The following is a 16443-nucleotide window of genomic DNA, read 5'->3' on the forward strand; positions in this document are numbered from 1 at the left end:
CAATTCCCTGGGCATCGAGGTGCGCCTGCTGCCGGCCCAGTACACCCGCGCCTATGTGCGGCGCAACAAGACCGATGCCACGGATGCGGCCGCCCTGCTGGAGGCGGCCCGCGCCGCCGATATCCGTCCGGTACGCGTCAAGTCGGTCGAACAGCAGGCCCTGCAGGGCCTGCACCGCATCCGTTCCCTCTGGATGGGCACACGCACTTCACGCATCAACGCCCTGCGCGGCTTCTTGCGTGAGTTCGGCATTGCCATCCCCGTGGGTGCGCGTACCGGCGTCGAAGCCATCAGCCGCGTGCTGGCCGACCCCAATACCGCGGTGCCCGAGCTGATCCGGGGTTCGGCCAGGCTGCTGGTGGAGGAGATCCGCCTGCTGGAGGCCCGCATCGCCCAGGTGGAGCGGGAGCTGGCCGCAGCGGCCCGTCTGAGCCCGGCCTGCACCATGCTGCTCTCCATTCCGGGCATTGGTCTGTTGACGGCCACGGCCCTGGTGGCGGCCACCTCGGGCGATGTGAGCCACTTCCAGGATGCGCGGCACTTCGCCAGCTGGTTCGGCCTGACGCCCAGGGAGTTCAGCTCGGGCAACAGCCGCTACCTGGGGCGCATCTCCAAGAAGGGGGATCGCTACTTGCGCATGCTGCTCACGCACGGCGCCAGGAGCGTGTTGCGCGCGGCCAAGGTGGCCCAGGGCGCGGGCAAGGAGGTCTGCGGGGTGCGACGCTGGGCACTGGATGTTCAAGGGCGAACGAACCACAACAAGGCGGCCTGTGCACTGGCCAACAAGATGGCACGCATCTGCTATGCCACGCTGCGCGACAAGACGACGTTCGATGAAAACAGCCGGCTCAGCAAGAAGATGAACCGCCAGGCCTTTGTGATGCCGGCCTGAGCCACCCACGAGAGATTTGAAGTTTACCCATCTGCCTTTGCGACGAGATTGATCGACCATCATGGCCAACCGGGTTCCTCCCACACCGTCAGACGCCGATAACTCTTCCGGCTCTTATGCAGCCGCTTGTATTGATTGGCGCAACGGTGACGCAGATTCCATGTCGGCACGGGACTACACAGATCCCACCTCAGATGCCGGATATACGACTGCAGGCGCTTTACCCGTCGGTCCCCAATCGGTCAGTTTCTTGCACTTGAGGGGGAGTCCATATATGAATTGTTAGACCGTGCGGCCACCCTCAACGCTCCAGCCACCAAGACGCCAGCGGCGCGGCGACCATCACCAAAGCAACGAGACCCCACCCAAGCAGTTCGCGCCTGCTCAAGCGATAGCCCCGCCTCTCCAGGTAGGCATGAAGCGGGCCAATGGTCACCCACCCCACGAGCTTCTGTCCGCGTCCAGAGCTTCGTCGCTGGAACCAGAAGAGTAGCGCCCATACGCCAAACCCTGCGGCGATTAAAAGGACGTAGATTGCGTATCCGCGCATACCAAGCGGTCTAACTTGATATAGGCCGCAAATCTGTCGGCATAACAAGGCTCATGGCTTTCTCCCTTTTCGTTTGCAAGTGCCTGATTTATATCCGGATTCGTGCCAATTGGCCCACCGGAAAGACAATTAACGAAGTCCACGAACCCGGCAAAACTGCGGGATAACATGGCCGCTTGCGGACTAACACGGCAACGGCCGTTCACCAAAACCCGCGTCGCATCAACGACTTAGCGTTGCTCTGTGTTTTAGGGGCAACATTAAAAAACCTGCAAAACCCGGCAGTGTTCGATGTCCGCTTTGTGCCGTCGATGCCACTGTCCGCTATTGGCCGACAACGCCCCTTCGATCGCCCCTACCTGATCAAAAAGAACTTGCTCAAGAAGGGGGCGCAAGCTCACTTCTGCTGCGCCAGGCGCGCGGCAGCTTCACGTTTGCCCAGCTTGCGTACTTGCGCAATGGCGGCCAGCTGGCCTGCCCGCGGTTTGGATTTGCCGCTTTCCCAGTGGTAGACGGACTGGGCAGAAACGCCCAGCAGCCTGGCCATCTCTGCCGCCGAAAGATCGAGCTTCTTGCGCAGGGTGGCAAAACCATCGACGCGGAAGCGCAAGGGCAACTGCGCCGGCTCTTCGGCAGTCTTCCGGTTGCGTGGGCTGGTTTTGTCCAGCTTCTTGAGCGTTGACTCCAAGCCGGCGATTCGCCTCTTCAGTGCCGCGATGTCAGAACGGTACTGGGCCGAGGCCTTCTTGAAAGCCTGGGTCTCTGCGCGAACCTCTTTGCGCGCGATGCGCGAGATTTCCGATTTCAGCAGCGTTGCCAGATTGGGCATGGGGGTCCTTATGGAACGAGATGATCTTCATGTTACGTCGAACGCGCACGGGGCAGGAACGCAACTCTTTTCCAAATGTGCAAATTTCGAGATATCTTCACGATGTCTTGAGGGCTTTTCGATCAGTGACAATCCCCCCACAACTCCTGGGAACCCCATGATCGAAGGCCTCATAACCGGCACCCTGGTGGGCCTGGCAGAACAGCGGCAAGGCAAGAACGACACCACGTTCGTGCTCGCCAAGGTGAAGGCGACGCCGGGCGAAGGCGAGAGCCTGATCGTCAATGTGATTGCCTTTGCGGCCGAGGCCTGCGCGGCCCTGCTGGCGCTGGACGAGGGCGACACGCTGGCGCTGTCTGGCGCGCTGACGCCGAAGGTCTGGACCGACAAGCAGGGCAACACCCGGCCGGCGCTGGACCTGGTGGCCAGCCAGGTGCTGACGGTCTACCATGTGGACCGCAAGCGCGCGGCACTTGGCGACACCTCGCAGCCGACGGAAAAACCATGAAGCCCCCGCCCCGCGTCATCCCCACCCCCGGCTGGCTGCGCCCCGTGATCCGCTGGGCCACCCGCGTTTCCATCAACGCGCCGGCCTGGGTACCTAACTGGCTGAAGAACGCGCCGCTGAAGCTGACCTCACTCATCCTGCGCGCCTGGATCGCCATCGTGCGTTAACGCACGGAGGGTCCGTGGCGCGGCCCCGGACGAGCGGGCCCGTTCACCATTGAACCAGCGCCCCACCTCCGCTACGATGCAGCGATGAAGAAACCCAAAAACGGCAAGGGCGACAAGTCCGACAAGCTGGGCAAGGACGCCTACTACGAGCAGCTCGCAGCACTCCAGCTGGAGCTCAACGACGTGGCGCGCTGGCTGCAGCACACCGGCAAGCGCCTGGTGGTGGTGATCGAGGGGCGCGACACGGCCGGCAAGGGCGGGGTCATATCCGCGCTGTCCGACACGCTGAACCCGCGCCAGTGCCGCACGGTGGCGCTGGCCAAACCCGGCGAGCGCGAGAAGACGCAGTGGTATTTCCAGCGTTACGTGCCGCACCTGCCGGCGGCCGGCGAGATCGTGTTCTTCGACCGCAGCTGGTACAACCGCGCCGGCGTCGAGCGCGTGATGGGCTTTTGCACCGAGGCCGAGACCGAGGCCTTCCTGCAGCAGGCGCCCGTGTTCGAGCGCATGCTGGTGGACGACGGCATCCTGCTGTTCAAGTACTGGCTCACGGTGGACCAGGCGCAGCAGGAGGAGCGTTTTGCCGAACGCGTGGCCGACCCGCTCAAGCGCTGGAAACTCAGCCCCATCGACGTGCAGGCGCGCGCCAAGTACGCCGAGTACGGCAAGGCGCGCGACGCCATGCTCAAAGCCACCCACCACAAGAAGACACCGTGGGTGCTGGTGGACTTCAACGACCAGCGGCGCGGCCGGCTCACGCTGATCCGCCATCTGCTGGACCACATCCCGGAGCGCGAGGTGCCGCAGACCGTGGTCAAGTTCCCGCCGCTGGACCACAAGCCTTTGCGCGAGAAGTTCGGTACGCCGCTCAAGCCCATCGCGGCGGCGGACTGAGCGCTGCGGTGTGCATGGCAGATCTCCGTGGGTAGCACCCAGCCCATGAAACGCGACACGACCACCCGCCCCGCGCAGGAGATCGAACTCAAGCTGGCCTTGCCGGCCGCGGACCCCGCCGCCCTGGCGCAGCGACTGGCACGCCTGCCGCTGCTGGCGCGGCGCAAGGCCAGCACACTGCGCCTGTACAACATCTACTACGACACGCCCGCGCAAGACCTGCGCCAACAGCGTGTGGCGCTGCGGCTGCGCCGCGTCGGCAGCGAGGCCAGCCCGCGCTGGTTGCAGACGCTCAAGACCGGCGGTGCTGACGGCTCGGCCCTGAGCCAGCGCGGTGAATGGGAAGTGCCCGTGCCCGGCGCTGCCTTGCAGCGGCGTGCCCTCAAAGAAACGCCCTGGTCGCGCCTGGACCCGGACGGCGCGATCTTCCGCGCGCTGGAGCCCTGCTTCGTCACCACTTTCCACCGAACGAGCTGGACCGTGCGCCGGCGCAATGGCAGCGTGGTCGAGGTGGCGCTGGACATCGGGCACATCGAGGCGGGCGAACGGCGCAGCGCCATCTGCGAGCTGGAGCTGGAGCTGCTGGCCGGCCCGCCGCAGGCGCTGTTCGACCTTGCGCAACTGATTGCCCGCAACATTGCGGTGCTGCCGGCGACGCAGAGCAAGGCCGAACGCGGTTTTGCCCTGGCGCAGGGGGTCATCGACATGCCGGTCCGGGCCCAGCCGCCGGCGCTGGGGTCCAAACTGCTCGTGACGCAGGCGGCGCAGCAGGTGCTGCGCGAGAGCTTCAGCCAGTTCACGTCCAATCTTTGGGCCCTGCGCAGTTCGGACGACGCAGAAGTGGTGCATCAGGCGCGCGTGGCCTGGCGCCGTTTCAGGAGTGCGTGGCGGCTGTTCAGGTCGTCGCTACCTGCCGATGCGGTGCCGTCCTGGTTGCCGCTGCGGCCCCTGCTGACGTTTCTGGGCGAACTGCGGGATCTGGACGTGGCCCGCATCGAGACGCTCCCGCCGCTGGCCGATGCCTACACGGCCGGGGAGCCGCGGCGCGCCGGGGAATGGCAGGCCCTGTCGGCGTCCCTGCTGCAGGCGGCCACGCTGCAGCGCAAGGCGGTGCGCTTCGCGCTCCAGGTTCCCACCGTCGGCGCCTGCCTGCTCGCGACCACGCAATGGATCGAGGGTTTGTCGGCCTTGCCGGCAGCGGGCACCGCTGACGCCGGGCACCAGGAGCCGCTGCCCCGCTGGGCCAGGCAGCGCGTGGTGCGCCTGCACCGGCAGCTCAAGCGCGCCCTGAAGCAGGCGCCCGACGCCGCGCATCTGCACCGCATCCGCATTCTTTCCAAGCGGCTGCGTTATGGCATCGAGGCGCTGCGCCCTCTGTTGCCGAAGCAAAAAGCGAAGCCCTGGCACGCGCAGGCCCTGCACCTGCAGACCACCCTGGGGATGACCCGCGATGTCCTGCAGGCGAGCGCACTGGCCACCCAACTGGAAGCCAACCGGGGCCTTGCGGAGTTCTTGCGTGGCGTTGCCATTGGTTCAGTGACAAGCCCCCAACAACTCCAGGGAACACCATGATCGAAGGCCTGGCAACCGGCACCCCCCTGCCAGTGTCCTGCTCCGGAAATAGTGGCACGGAATGAAAGCGAGGGATTTCAGGTCAGGACACTAGATATTGGCCTGATCCTTGGTGCTCGGCAGCCTGCGCCCGATGTCGGCGGCTGCCTGCGTCAGCGCGGCATCCAGCGCTTCCATGCCGAGCGCGTTGTACTGGCGCCCGGCCTCGGACTTCAGGAAGGCGACATAGCTTTTCAGATGCGGCGTGGACAAGGGTGCGTAGGCTCTGGCAAAAAGCGACAGTGCCATGGCGGAAAAGCCTTGCATCATCTGCGGGCGCTGCGCCTCCAGCGCGGCCTTGAATTCACCCTGGGACAGCATCGGCGCCTGTGCCGAGACGCTTGCCGCGCCATGCCACGCAGCCAAGCTCGTGTTGATGGTGATCTGGGCCCACGTTTCGGCGGTACTCGTCTCCTTGACGAGTTCCTCCAGCAATTTGCGGCGCGCCGGCTCCGAGTTTTGCAGCAGCGCCGTCCCTTGCTGCATCTGCACTTGCGGATCCACGCTTTCTGCCGAAGCCTGCTCTTCAAGCTTCGTCACGGTTTTCCCGACAGGTGAATCGAACCAGCGCTGGAGTCTGGGGACGTGCTGGGCACCGAGCTTCTTCGAAATGACGTCCATGCTGAACTCACGCAGCCGGTTCGCCGCGTAGGACTCCCGGATGACGCTCGATATGCGAGCGAGCTCGGCGGCGCTCGGTGTCATGCCGGCTTGCGCAAAAAACCCTTGCAAGCCGCTCTCGGCCTGGGGCGCAATGCTGCCCAGCTGCTCCCACAGGCCGGACTTGCGCAGCAGGCTCTCGGTCGTGGCCCGGTCAATCTGCGCATGCACACCACCCGCCCCCAGAAGAAACGCGCTCAGAAACAGACATCGAAAAAACCTGATCATGGGACCCCCTTGTTGATCGTTACCGACTCTCACTCATGGTGGCGGCAATCCGCCGGATATCCTGTGCGCTGCAGGGCTGACACATTGGTCCACCGACCCCAACATCGCGCCGCGAACTCGGGACGCCGCATCTTAACCAAGAGGATTTGCACTGCCTATCCCCCGAAAGGGGGATACAGGCGCAGATTTCGAGGAAGGGCTGGCAGCCAATCGATGCCGGGCGCAGCCCATCGCCAGGACCTGTTCAGCGCAGCCTTGGCCCCCGGCGCCGGCATGGCGTGAAACGGAACTGGACACCTCCCCGGCAAGGTCCTAGCATTGCCGGATTCACCGGAGAAATGAAATGCGCAGATTGCAAGTCTTGCTCTTGACCCTGGCCGTGCTCAGCCTCTCGGGCTGCGGCTACAACACCTTCCAGACCACCGACGAGCAGATCAAGGCCAGCTGGGCCGAGGTGCTGAACCAGTACCAGCGGCGGGCCGACCTGATCCCCAATATCGTCAACACCGTCAAGGGCGAGGCCAACTTCGAGCAGGAAACCCTGACCAAGGTGGTGGAGGCCCGCGCCCGGGCCACCAGCATCCAGGCCACGCCGGAGCTGGTCAACAACCCCGAGGCCTTCCAGAAGTTCCAGGCCGCACAGAACTCACTCTCCGGCGCCCTGAGCCGCCTGCTGGTGGTGAGCGAAAACTACCCGCAGCTCAAGGCCAACCAGGGCTTCCAGGAACTGCGGGCCCAGCTGGAGGGCACCGAGAACCGCATCACCGTGGCCCGCAACCGCTACATCAAGGCCGTGCAGGAGTACAACGTGGCGGTGCGCAGCTTCCCCACCAACCTGACGGCCATGGTCTTCGGCTACTCGGTCAAGCCCAGCTTCACGGTCGCCGATGAAAAAGAACTGGCCACGCCGCCGAAGGTGGATTTTGGTGGCCCGGCCAAGAAGCCCGAGGCCGCACGTTGAACCCTGTCGCTCACGGCCTGCGGCAACGGCGCTGGGCCGGGGCGCTGGTCGGCCTGCTGTGGCTGCTGGCCTTCCCCTGGGGGACGGCGCACGCGGCCGATGAGCTGGTCCCCGTTCCCCCGTTGCAGGCCCTGGTGACCGATCTCACCGCGACCCTGACGCCCGAGCAGCGGGCGGGCCTGGAGAGCCGGCTGCGGGCCTTCGACGAACGCAAGGGCAGCCAGCTGGCGGTGCTGATCGTGCCCACGACCCAGCCCGAGGCCATCGAGCCCTACGCGATCCGCGTCGTCGAGCAGTGGAAGCTCGGGCGCAAAAAGGTGGACGACGGGGTGCTCCTGCTCGTGGCCAGGAATGACCGCAGCGTGCGCATCGAGGTGGGTTACGGTCTGGAAGGCGTGTTGAGCGACGCCATCACCAATCGCATCATCAACGACATCATCGTGCCCCGCTTCAAGCAGGGCGACTTCTTCGGCGGCATCGACGCCAGCGTGGAGCAGATGATCAAGCTGATCGACGGCGAGGCGCTGCCGGCGCCGGCTGGGCGCGCGGGCGATGCGTCCTTCGATCTCGGCGGCATGGCCCCGGTGCTGCTGATGATCGCCGTGGTGGCGGGCGGTGTCTTGCGCGCGGTGCTGGGGCGCCTGCCGGGGGCCGCCGTGACGGCGGGCATCCTGGGGCTGATCATCTGGTTCCTGTCCGGCGTCATCCTCATTGCCCTGGTCGGCGCCGTGATCGGCTTCGTCGTCACCCTGCTGGGTGGCGGCTCCCTTCTGCGCGGCGGCATGGGCGGCGGCCATCGTGGGGGTGGCTTTGGAGGCGGCTTCGGCGGCGGTGGTTTCAGGGGCGGCGGAGGTGGCGGTTTCGGCGGGGGCGGCTCCTCGGGGAGGTGGTAAGCATGAACCTGCAACGCTGGACCCGACACCTGCTGAGTTCGCACTGGAGCGTGCGGCGCGCCTTCCCGCGCGCGACGATGGCGGCCATCGCCGAGGCGATCCGTGCTGCCGAAAGCGGACATGGCGGGGAGATCCGCTTTGCGGTGGAGGCTGCGCTGGAGCCCGGGGAATTGATGCGCGGCATGACCCCGCGCGAACGCGCCATCGACGTGTTTTCCGAGCTGCGGGTCTGGGACACGCAGCACAACAACGGCGTGCTGATCTATGTGCTGCTGGCGGACCACGCGGTGGAGATCGTCGCCGACCGCGGCATCCACGCGCACGAAGGCACGGAAACCTGGGACGCCATCTGCCGGCAGATGGATACGGCCTTCGGGCAGGCCGATTACCGCGCGGGCGCGCTGCTGGGCGTTGCAGCGGTGGCGCGGGCCTTGAAGAAGCACTTCCCCCAGCGCGGCGGGCACCCGAACGAATTGCCGGACGAACCGGCCGTGCTGTCCTGAGACTTCAGCCCGGCTGATCGCCTGGCATACGACAGATGGCCTGGCGCAGGCCTCACATCTCAGGCGGCGCGCGCCAGATGCACCTGGTGCAGGGTGATCTTGCGCACCTCGGACTGGCTGGTCTGGATGTGGGCGCGCAGCAGCATCACCGCCGGGTCGCTGCGCTTGCGCTGGATGGCGCGCAGGATCTTGGCGTGTTCCTCGTAGGTCGCGTCGATGCGGGCCTGCTTGGTGAAGTCGAGCCGGCGGATGATGCGGATGCGTTCGGTCACGTCGCGGTGCACGCGGGTCATCTCGGCATTGCCGGCCGCGGCCACCAGGCTGCAATGAAATTCTTCGTCCCACTGCGCGACCTGGCGGATGTCGGTGCTGCGCTCGGCTGCGGGCACCAGCCAGATCGCGGCGATCTGTTCGAGCAGGGCGCGGTCGATCTTGGTCTCGTCGGTGCACAGGCGCTGCACGGCCGTGGTCTCCAGCACCATGCGCAGGTCGTAGAGCTGCTCGAAGCGCTCGAAGTCGAAGGGCAGCACGCGCCAGCCGTTGCGAAACAGCACCTCGACATAACCTTCCTGCTGCAGGCGGAACAGGGCCTGGCGCACCGGCGTGCGCGAGACACCCAGGCGCTCGCTGAGTTCGTTTTCGGTGAAGCGGTCACCCGGCACGAGCTTGAAGTCGGCCACGTCGCGCTTGAGCTGCTCGTAGACCATCTCGGCACGCGAGTGGAAGACGGGCGTTTCGGCAGGAGCGGTAGAGCGGCGGCGGGTGGTGACCATGGTCTGACTTTATCGCAGGGCGGCCAGCAACTGGGCGCTGGCGGCGGTCCAGCCGACGATGGCGCCCTGCGCGTGGATCATCTCCACGGCGGCGGCCTTGAAGTGCGGGAAATAGCTCTCGGTGCAGTCTTCCAGCAGCAGGCTGTCGTAGCCGCGGTCGTTGGCCTCGCGCATGGAGGTCTGCACGCAGACCTCGGTGGTCACGCCCATGAAGAGCAGGTGCGTGATGCCGCGCGCCTGCAGCATCTCGTGCAGGCCCGTGGCGTAGAAGGCGCCCTTGCCCGGCTTGTCGATCACGATCTCGCCCGCGATGGGCGCCAGTGCCGGGATGATCTGGTTGCCCGGCTCGCCCATCACCAGGATGCGCCCCATGGGCCCGGCGTCGCCGATGCGCAGCGTGGGATTGCCACGGTTGCGCTTGGCTGGCGGGCAGTCGGACAGATCGGGCTTGTGGGCTTCCCGCGTGTGCACCACCAGACCACCCGTTTTGCGCCAGGCCAACAACACAGACTGGCAGGCCGGCACGATGGCTTCGAGCAGCGAGACGTCGTTGCCCAGTGTCTCGCCAAAACCCCCGGGCTCGATGAAGTCGCGCTGCATGTCGATGATGACCAGCGCGGTGTGCGCGGGCTCGAAGGCGTACGCGAAGGGCTGGGCGGCGATGGTCTTCACAGCGGGGGTTCCTTGGGGCCAGCCACGCCGGCAGTCTGCAAGACGGCCGCCGCGCGCAGTGCGAGGTCTTCGCGCCAGGGTGCGGCAATGATCTGCACGCCGATGGGCAGGCCGCCCGTGCCCTGGGGCCAGAGCGGCGCAGCCACCACGGGGCAACCGGCAAAAGAGACGGGCTGGGTCAGCAGGCCCATGGAGGGCCGGGTGGGATGCTTCTGGCCGTTCACCTCGATCCACTCCTGGCCGATCTGCGGTGCGCTCACCGGCGTGGCGGCGCACAGCAGCAGGTCCCAGTCGGCGAACAGGGCGTTGACGCGGTCGCGGTAGACACGGCGGTAACGCTGCGCGCGCAGGTACCAGTGCGCGGGCTGGAGGGCGCCGGCAATGAAACGGTCCACCGAGAGCGGCTCGAAATCCTGCGCGCGCTGGCGCAAGTCGGCCAGGTGCAGGCTGCCGCCTTCGCTGGCGGAGATGATGAAAGCGGCGGCGCGCCCGGCCGCGGCATCGGGCCAGCTGGCCTCACCACGCGCGCCCAGCGCCTGCGCCACCCGCGCCACGGCTTCGCGCGCCGGGGCGCTGGCGTGTTCGTGGAAATAGCCGCTCAGCACCCCGATGCGCAAACCTTTGAGGCCATTGAGGAGCGTGGGCGCAACCGGCTGCACGCGCAGCGCATGGCAACCGGGGTCCAGCGGGTCGGGTCCCTGCATGGCGTCGTAGGCCAGGGCCAGGGTCTCCACACGATCGGCGATCGGGCCGAGGTGGTCGATGCTGTGCACAAAGGGATAGGTGCCGCGCCGCGACAGGCGGCCGAAGGTGGGCTTGAGCCCCCAGACGCCGCACAGCGAAGACGGCACGCGGATGGAACCGTTGGTGTCCGAACCCAGGGTCAGCGGCACCTGCCCCGCGGCCACTGCGGCACCGCTGCCACCGGAGGAGCCGCCGGCGATGCGCGTGCCGTCGTGCGGGTTGCGGCAGGGGCCGTAGTGCGTGTTCTCGGTGGTGAAGCCGTAGGCGTACTCGTCCATGTTGAGGCCGCCCAGCAACACCGCGCCGGCAGCCTGCAAGCGCTGCACCAGCACCGCGTCGGCGTGGGCCGGCGGCAGGCCGCGGTTGACCTTGGAGCCTGCCAGGGTGGTGAGGCCTTCGATGTCGAACAGGTTCTTCACGGCATAGGGCAGCCCGGCCAGAGTGGGCAGCGCCTCACCGCGCGCACGGCGCTGGTCGATGGCGGCGGCCTCGGCGCGTGCACGTGCCAGCGTGCGGTCGGTGTAGGCGTTGACCTGCGGCTCGGTGGCCTCGATGCGTGCGATGGCGTTTTCGCAGGCCTGGGCGGCCGACAGGGCGCCGCTCTTGATGGCTTGCAGCAGTTCGGTGCTGTTCATGGGGCCGGGTCCTGCTGCGGAAAGGGGGCCGGTCGGTAGATCTCGGCCGGTTCGTCTTCGACCCCCAGGGGCATGGCTTCGAGCAACTGCGCCAGCGCGGCCGTGCGGCCCAGGTGCAGGGCCACGGTCTGGGCGCGTGCTTCGTCCAGCGGCAGCTCCAGCGCGCGCGCCGTCGCGCGGACGTAGGCGAGGACTTCTTCTTCGTTCATCTCAGTGGCCTGTGTAGGGACGGGTGAGTGCGGCGGGCGCGACCTGGCGGCCGACCAGCCCGCCCACGGCCAGCAACGCCAGCACATAGGGCAGCATGATGAGCAGCGCGCTGGGCACCTGCACGCCCATGGCCGGCAGCTGGAACTGCAGGGCCGTGGCCGCGCCAAACAGACCGCAGGCCAGCAAGGTGCGGCCCAGTTTCCAGTTGCCGAAGATCACCGCGGCGATGGCCAGGTAGCCGGCGCCGCCGGTCATGCCTTCGGTGAAGGTGTGGATGTCGCCGATGGAGAGGAAACAACCGGCCAGCGCCGACATGAAACCGGTGAAGAGCACCGCGCCATAACGGATGCGCGTGACCTTGAGCCCCGAGTTCGCCGCCGCCTGCGGCGCCGTGCCCGCGGCGTGCAGCGCCAGGCCCAGCGAGGTCGAGCGCATGACCCAGGCCACGGCGATCACCAGCAGCACGGCCGCGTAGAGCAGCCAGGTCTGGTGGAACACATGCTCGCCCAGCAGCGGGATGTCGGCCAGGCCCGGCGGGGCCCATTTGTCCAGGCCCGGGATCTCGGCGCGCGAACGGCTGCCGAAGAGCGCGCGGTAACCGAGCGTGGTGGCGCCCAGCACCAGGATGTTGATGCCGATGCCGGTGACGATCTGGTTGGCGCGCAGCGTGATGCTCAGGAAGGCCTGCAGCCATGCGATGGGCAGCACACACAGGACACCCAGCGCCAGGCCGATGACAGGCGAACCCGTGGCCCAGGAACCCACGGCGCCCGCGAAGGCGCCGGTGAGCATCATGCCCTCCACGCTCATATTGAGCACACCGGCGCGTTCGCTCACGAGTTCGCCGGTGGCGGCCAGCAGCAGGGGCGCGGCCAGGCGGATGCTGGAGCCGACGAATACGGCGGCGAGTTCGGGTTCGATCATCGGCGGGCCTCCATGCGCTGGATGGCGAGCGCCGCGCCGGCCAGGATCACGATGATCAGGCCCTGGATCACCACCACCAGCGCGGTGGGCACCTGCGCCACCATTTCCATATTGATGCCGCCCGAGCGCAGGAAGCCGAACAGCAGCGAACCCGCGATCACCCCAGGCACCGAGCCGCGCGCCAGCAGGCCCACGACCAGGCCGTCGAAACCATAGCCGGACGAGAAGCCGGCCTTGAGCGTGTACTGCTCACCCTGCAACATGCAGGCCCCCGCCAGGCCGCCCAGCGCACCGGCGGCGCAGAGCACACCCACCGTGAGCCGGTCCACGGCCATGCCGGCACGGCGCGCGGCGCGTGCGTTCAAGCCGGTGGCACGCAGGCGCAGGCCCAGCACCGTGAAACCCAGCACCACGGCCACCACCACCGCGAACACCAGCCCGATGGGCAGGCCCGCGTGCAGCGGCACCGAGGCATCGCCCAACAACAAGGGCAGCTGGGTGGCCAGCGGAATCTCCAGCGACTCGGGCAGCGTGGCCGAAGTCGTCATGGGTCGGCGCAGCAGCTGTTCACTCTGCACACTGCCGTAGACCATCCACACCGCGATGAAAGACAGCAGCAGCGTGGCAATCACCTCGTTGGTGCCGGCCTTGACCTTGAGCAGCCCCGCGATGCCGCCCCACAGCGCGCCCGCCAGGCAGGCCCCGAGCATGGGCACGATGAAGGCCAGGCCCCAGGGCAGGCCAGCCACCGGCGGCCAGAGCGCGAAGGCCGTGGCGGCGATGCCGCCCACGGCAATCTGTCCTTCACCGCCCACATTGGTGAGATTGGCGCGTTCGGCCAGCACAAAACCCAGGCCCACGAGCATCAGCACCAGGGCTCGGTTGATCGAGGCCGCCAGGGCATAGGGCGAGCCCCAGGCGCCATCGGCGAATGCGGCCACCGCCTCGCCCACGGGCACGCCCATGAGCGCGACCATCACACCGCCGATCAGCAGGGCCAGGGCCACGGCGGCCACCGACATGCCCAGCGCGGGGCCGGGCCGTACCGTGCGCCACAAGCTGAGTGCGGTGCTCATGCCAGGGCCTCCTCTGGAACGGCCGACGATGTTTCCTGTCCAGCCATCCAGGCGCCGATGCGCGGGCGCTCGGCCGCATCAGCGCGGCAGGTGCCCATGAGACGGCCGCGGTAGAGCACGACGATGCGGTCGGCCACGGCCAGCAGTTCTTCCAGTTCCGACGAGATCAGCAGCACGCCGACGCCGCGTGCGGCGACCGTGCGGATGTGGCCGTAGATAGCCTCCACCGCGCCCACGTCCAGGCCGCGGGTGGGCTGGGCGGCCAGCAGGAAACGCAGGGGATCGAGCGTGAGCTCGCGCGCCAGCACGGCCTTCTGCTGGTTGCCGCCGGAGAGGCCACCGAAGGCTACCTCGGGGCCGGCGGCGCGCACGTCGAAACGCTGCATCAGCTCGCGCGCGGCGCGGTTCAGGGCCTCGCGGTCCAGCAGGCCGTATTTTTTGTAGCGGCCCAGGCGGTCGAGCATCATGTTCTCGGCCACGTTCATGCCCGTGACGCAGGCCAGGGCGTGGCGGTCTTCGGGCACCACGCCGCAGCCGGCGGCCGTCAGCGTCTTGGGGCTCTTGCCCGTCATCTCCTCGCCGAAGATGTGGAAACGACCCTCGGTGGGTTTGAGCATGCCGGAGAGCACGGCACCCAGCTCGCTCTGGCCATTGCCCTCCACCCCCGCGACGGCGACGATCTCGCCCGGCGCCACCATCAGCGTGAAATTGTCCAGGCGCAGCACGCCGTCGGCGTCGCGCACGGTCAGGCCATCGGCCAGCAGCGCCATCTCGCGTGGCGGCAATGTCTCGTGAACCACCTGCTTCACGCTGCGCTCCGGCGCCATCGGGCTCGCGGGCGCCTGCAGGTCGCGCTGGATCATGGCACGCACCAGCATGTCGATCTCCTGCGCCGGCGCATCGGAACGCGCCACCACCCTGCCCCCGCGCAGCACGGTGGCGCGGCGCGCCACCAGGCGGATCTCGGCGAGTTTGTGCGTGACCAGCACCACACCACAGCCCTGCGCAGCCACACGCTCGCACACCGCGAGCAGGGCCTCGATCTCGGCGGGCAGCAACACGGCGGTGGGTTCGTCCAGCACCAGCAGACGCGGCTCGCGCACCAGGCACTTGACGATCTCCACACGCTGGCGCTCACCCACGGACAAATCCTGGATGCGCGCATAGGGGTCCAGCGCGAGGCCGTAGCGCTCGCGCATGGTCTCCAGCTTGGCGGCACAGGCCTTGCGGTCGAGCACGCCGCGGGACTGGCCCAGCAGCATGTTGTCGACCACCGTCAAATCCGGCACCAGGCTGAAGTGCTGGTGGACCATGGCGATGCCGTGGTTCAGCGCGTCGGCCGGTGAGCGCGGCGTGTAGGGCGCGCCGTCCAGCACCATCTGACCGGCATCGGGGCTGTGCACGCCGAAAACGAGGTTGCACAGCGTGGACTTGCCCGCGCCGTTCTCGCCCAGCAGGCAATGCACCTCCCCCGGCATCAAGGCCAGCGACACATCGGCCAGCGCCTGCAGGGTGCCGAAGCGCTTGCCGAGACCGTCGATGCGCAGCAGGGGCGCGACGTCTTGCGACGTCGCGCCTGCAGCCTCGCCGGTGACAGCCTCGGTGCGCACGGTGCTCAGCCTTCCAGCACCTTGATCTTGCCGCTCTGGATGTCCTTCTTGATCGCCTCAAGCTTGGACTTCATCTCCGGCGTGGCGCCGCACACCACCATGTCGGAGGCCTTGGGACCCATGGCCAGGCCGAAGGGTTTGTAGCCGGCTTTCCACGTGCCCTTGACAGCCTCACCAATGGCGTACTGCACCTGGTAACCCACGCCCGTGATGCTGTAGGCCGGGTACAGCGGATCGCTGCCGCAGCGGTCGGTGTAGCTGCCGACGATCTTGGTGCCCTTCTCCTTGGCCGCCTGCTCCATGCCGCGCAGGCCCAGGTTCAGGATGTGATAGTGGACGTCGGCGCCCTGGGCGATGGCGGCCAGCGTGGCTTCCTTGGACTTGGCCACGTTGTCGAAATCGCCCGTGTAGTTCTCGAAGTACTTGATCTTGGGGTTGATGTATTTCGCGCCGTTGCCGAATTCCTTGCCGGCGTTCACGATGGAGGGGATCTCCATGCCGCCCACATAACTCACGGCGCCGTTCTTGGACAACATGGCAGCGGCGGCACCGGCGACGAAGGCGATCTCGGCCTGCTTCACGTCGTAACCCGCGACATTGGCGAGGTCTTCACCCTTGTTGCCGCCGACGATGGAGAACTTGGTGTTGGGAAAACGCTTGGACACTTTCAGCACGGCCGCCTGCGTCTGGCCGCCCACGCCGATCACCAGCTTGTTCTTGCTGGCCAGGTTGGTCAGGGCCTGTTCCATGTCGGCGTAGTTGATGTTCTCGATCATCTGCACCTTGACCTTGTCGCCGAACTCCTTCTGCGCGGCCACCAGGCCGTCGTAGCCGGACTCCATCCAGCCCTTGTCGGACTTGGAGCCGGGGATCAGGATGCCGACCGTCACCGGGTCAGCGGCCGGCGCGGGCCCGGCCAGCGTGAACGCCGCCGCGGCAACGGCGGCCAGGGTGAACATACGGCGGGAGGGGAATGAAACCTTCATGGCATGCCTTTCGCTTAGTGGTGGAGGGAAGTAAATAACTGATTACTTACGACCATGTCCTGCAATAAAGATGCCAGTGCCACAGCCGTTTTTTGCCGCCTGCGCGCGCGCAAACGG

The 16443-nt window shown here is 67.1% G+C and carries 18 protein-coding genes; 8 read left to right on the forward strand and 10 right to left on the reverse strand.

All coding sequences use genetic code 11. The features are described 5' to 3' along the window. Positions 1–892 (forward strand): IS110 family RNA-guided transposase (locus AO057_RS00005; protein WP_057673692.1); only part of this gene is annotated, 892 nt, incomplete at its 5' end. Between the two features lie 947 nt (positions 893–1839). Here the strand turns inward: AO057_RS00005 and AO057_RS00015 are convergent. Further along, the gene (locus AO057_RS00015; protein ID WP_057673694.1) at positions 1840–2271 is read right to left on the reverse strand and encodes a helix-turn-helix domain-containing protein; all 432 of its coding nucleotides are present in this window, start codon (positions 2269–2271) and stop codon (positions 1840–1842) included. A 157-nt stretch (positions 2272–2428) separates the two neighbouring features. Between AO057_RS00015 and AO057_RS00020 the strand changes: the two genes are divergently transcribed. The 4 genes from AO057_RS00020 (at position 2429) to AO057_RS00030 (ending at position 5412) form a co-directional block, all read left to right on the forward strand. Beyond that, the gene (locus AO057_RS00020; protein ID WP_057673695.1) at positions 2429–2779 is read left to right on the forward strand and encodes a single-stranded DNA-binding protein; all 351 of its coding nucleotides are present in this window, start codon (positions 2429–2431) and stop codon (positions 2777–2779) included. Beyond that, positions 2776–2946 carry a hypothetical protein gene (locus AO057_RS17635; RefSeq protein WP_156404436.1) on the forward strand — a complete coding sequence of 57 codons (171 nt, stop codon included), beginning with the start codon at positions 2776–2778 and terminating at the stop codon, positions 2944–2946. The genes AO057_RS00020 and AO057_RS17635 overlap by 4 nt, the downstream gene beginning before the upstream one ends. A gap of 84 nt (positions 2947–3030) precedes the next feature. Further along, positions 3031–3840, forward strand: coding sequence for a polyphosphate kinase 2 (gene ppk2 / locus AO057_RS00025; RefSeq protein WP_057673696.1), 810 nt, complete (start codon positions 3031–3033; stop codon positions 3838–3840). 45 nt (positions 3841–3885) lie between these two features. Continuing rightward, the gene (locus AO057_RS00030) at positions 3886–5412 is read left to right on the forward strand and encodes a CYTH and CHAD domain-containing protein (RefSeq protein ID WP_057673697.1); all 1527 of its coding nucleotides are present in this window, start codon (positions 3886–3888) and stop codon (positions 5410–5412) included. Between the two features lie 90 nt (positions 5413–5502). Here AO057_RS00030 and AO057_RS00035 read toward each other — a convergent pair whose 3' ends face one another. Further along, entirely contained in the window at positions 5503–6339 is an 837-nt protein-coding gene (locus AO057_RS00035) for a hypothetical protein (RefSeq protein WP_057673698.1), read from the reverse strand. A 343-nt stretch (positions 6340–6682) separates the two neighbouring features. Here AO057_RS00035 and AO057_RS00040 point away from each other — a divergent pair, with 343 nt between their 5' ends. From AO057_RS00040 to AO057_RS00050, 3 genes are read left to right on the forward strand one after another with little or no spacing between them, the layout of a single operon-like run. Beyond that, complete coding sequence (locus AO057_RS00040; protein ID WP_057673699.1) at positions 6683–7300, forward strand: LemA family protein; 618 nt, start codon at positions 6683–6685, stop codon at positions 7298–7300. Beyond that, a complete protein-coding gene (locus tag AO057_RS00045; protein ID WP_371258257.1) occupies positions 7297–8193 on the forward strand; it encodes a TPM domain-containing protein in 897 nt (298 codons plus the stop codon). The genes AO057_RS00040 and AO057_RS00045 overlap by 4 nt, the downstream gene beginning before the upstream one ends. Before the next feature lie 2 nt (positions 8194–8195). After that, positions 8196–8696, forward strand: a complete 501-nt coding sequence (locus AO057_RS00050) for a TPM domain-containing protein (RefSeq protein ID WP_057673700.1) — start codon at positions 8196–8198, stop codon at positions 8694–8696. Positions 8697–8755: 59 nt separating this feature from the next. Here AO057_RS00050 and AO057_RS00055 read toward each other — a convergent pair whose 3' ends face one another. The 8 genes from AO057_RS00055 to AO057_RS00090 are packed head-to-tail and all read right to left on the reverse strand — an operon-like array spanning position 8756 to position 16326. Further along, entirely contained in the window at positions 8756–9469 is a 714-nt protein-coding gene (locus tag AO057_RS00055) for a GntR family transcriptional regulator (protein WP_057673701.1), read from the reverse strand. Positions 9470–9478: 9 nt separating this feature from the next. After that, a complete protein-coding gene (locus tag AO057_RS00060; RefSeq protein ID WP_057673702.1) occupies positions 9479–10141 on the reverse strand; it encodes a cysteine hydrolase family protein in 663 nt (220 codons plus the stop codon). After that, positions 10138–11520, reverse strand: a complete 1383-nt coding sequence (locus AO057_RS00065) for an AtzE family amidohydrolase (protein WP_057673703.1) — start codon at positions 11518–11520, stop codon at positions 10138–10140. The genes AO057_RS00060 and AO057_RS00065 overlap by 4 nt, the downstream gene beginning before the upstream one ends. Beyond that, entirely contained in the window at positions 11517–11729 is a 213-nt protein-coding gene (locus AO057_RS00070; RefSeq protein ID WP_057673704.1) for a DUF4089 domain-containing protein, read from the reverse strand. The genes AO057_RS00065 and AO057_RS00070 overlap by 4 nt, the downstream gene beginning before the upstream one ends. A 1-nt stretch (position 11730) precedes the next feature. Then, on the reverse strand, positions 11731–12654 hold the full coding sequence (locus AO057_RS00075; RefSeq protein ID WP_057673705.1) for an ABC transporter permease: 924 nt from the start codon (positions 12652–12654) through the stop codon (positions 11731–11733). Further along, positions 12651–13730: an ABC transporter permease gene (locus AO057_RS00080; RefSeq protein ID WP_057673706.1), complete on the reverse strand. Its 1080-nt coding sequence runs from the start codon at positions 13728–13730 to the stop codon at positions 12651–12653. The genes AO057_RS00075 and AO057_RS00080 overlap by 4 nt, the downstream gene beginning before the upstream one ends. After that, positions 13727–15340 (reverse strand): ABC transporter ATP-binding protein, encoded by a 1614-nt coding sequence (locus tag AO057_RS00085; protein WP_057673707.1) that lies wholly within the window; start codon positions 15338–15340, stop codon positions 13727–13729. Before AO057_RS00085 ends, AO057_RS00080 begins: the two co-directional genes overlap by 4 nt. Before the next feature lie 5 nt (positions 15341–15345). After that, positions 15346–16326, reverse strand: a complete 981-nt coding sequence (locus AO057_RS00090; RefSeq protein WP_057673708.1) for a BMP family protein — start codon at positions 16324–16326, stop codon at positions 15346–15348. Between the last annotated feature and the right edge of the window lie 117 nt (positions 16327–16443).

Source organism: Curvibacter sp. PAE-UM (assembly GCF_001432305.1).
Taxonomy (GTDB): domain Bacteria; phylum Pseudomonadota; class Gammaproteobacteria; order Burkholderiales; family Burkholderiaceae_C; genus Hylemonella.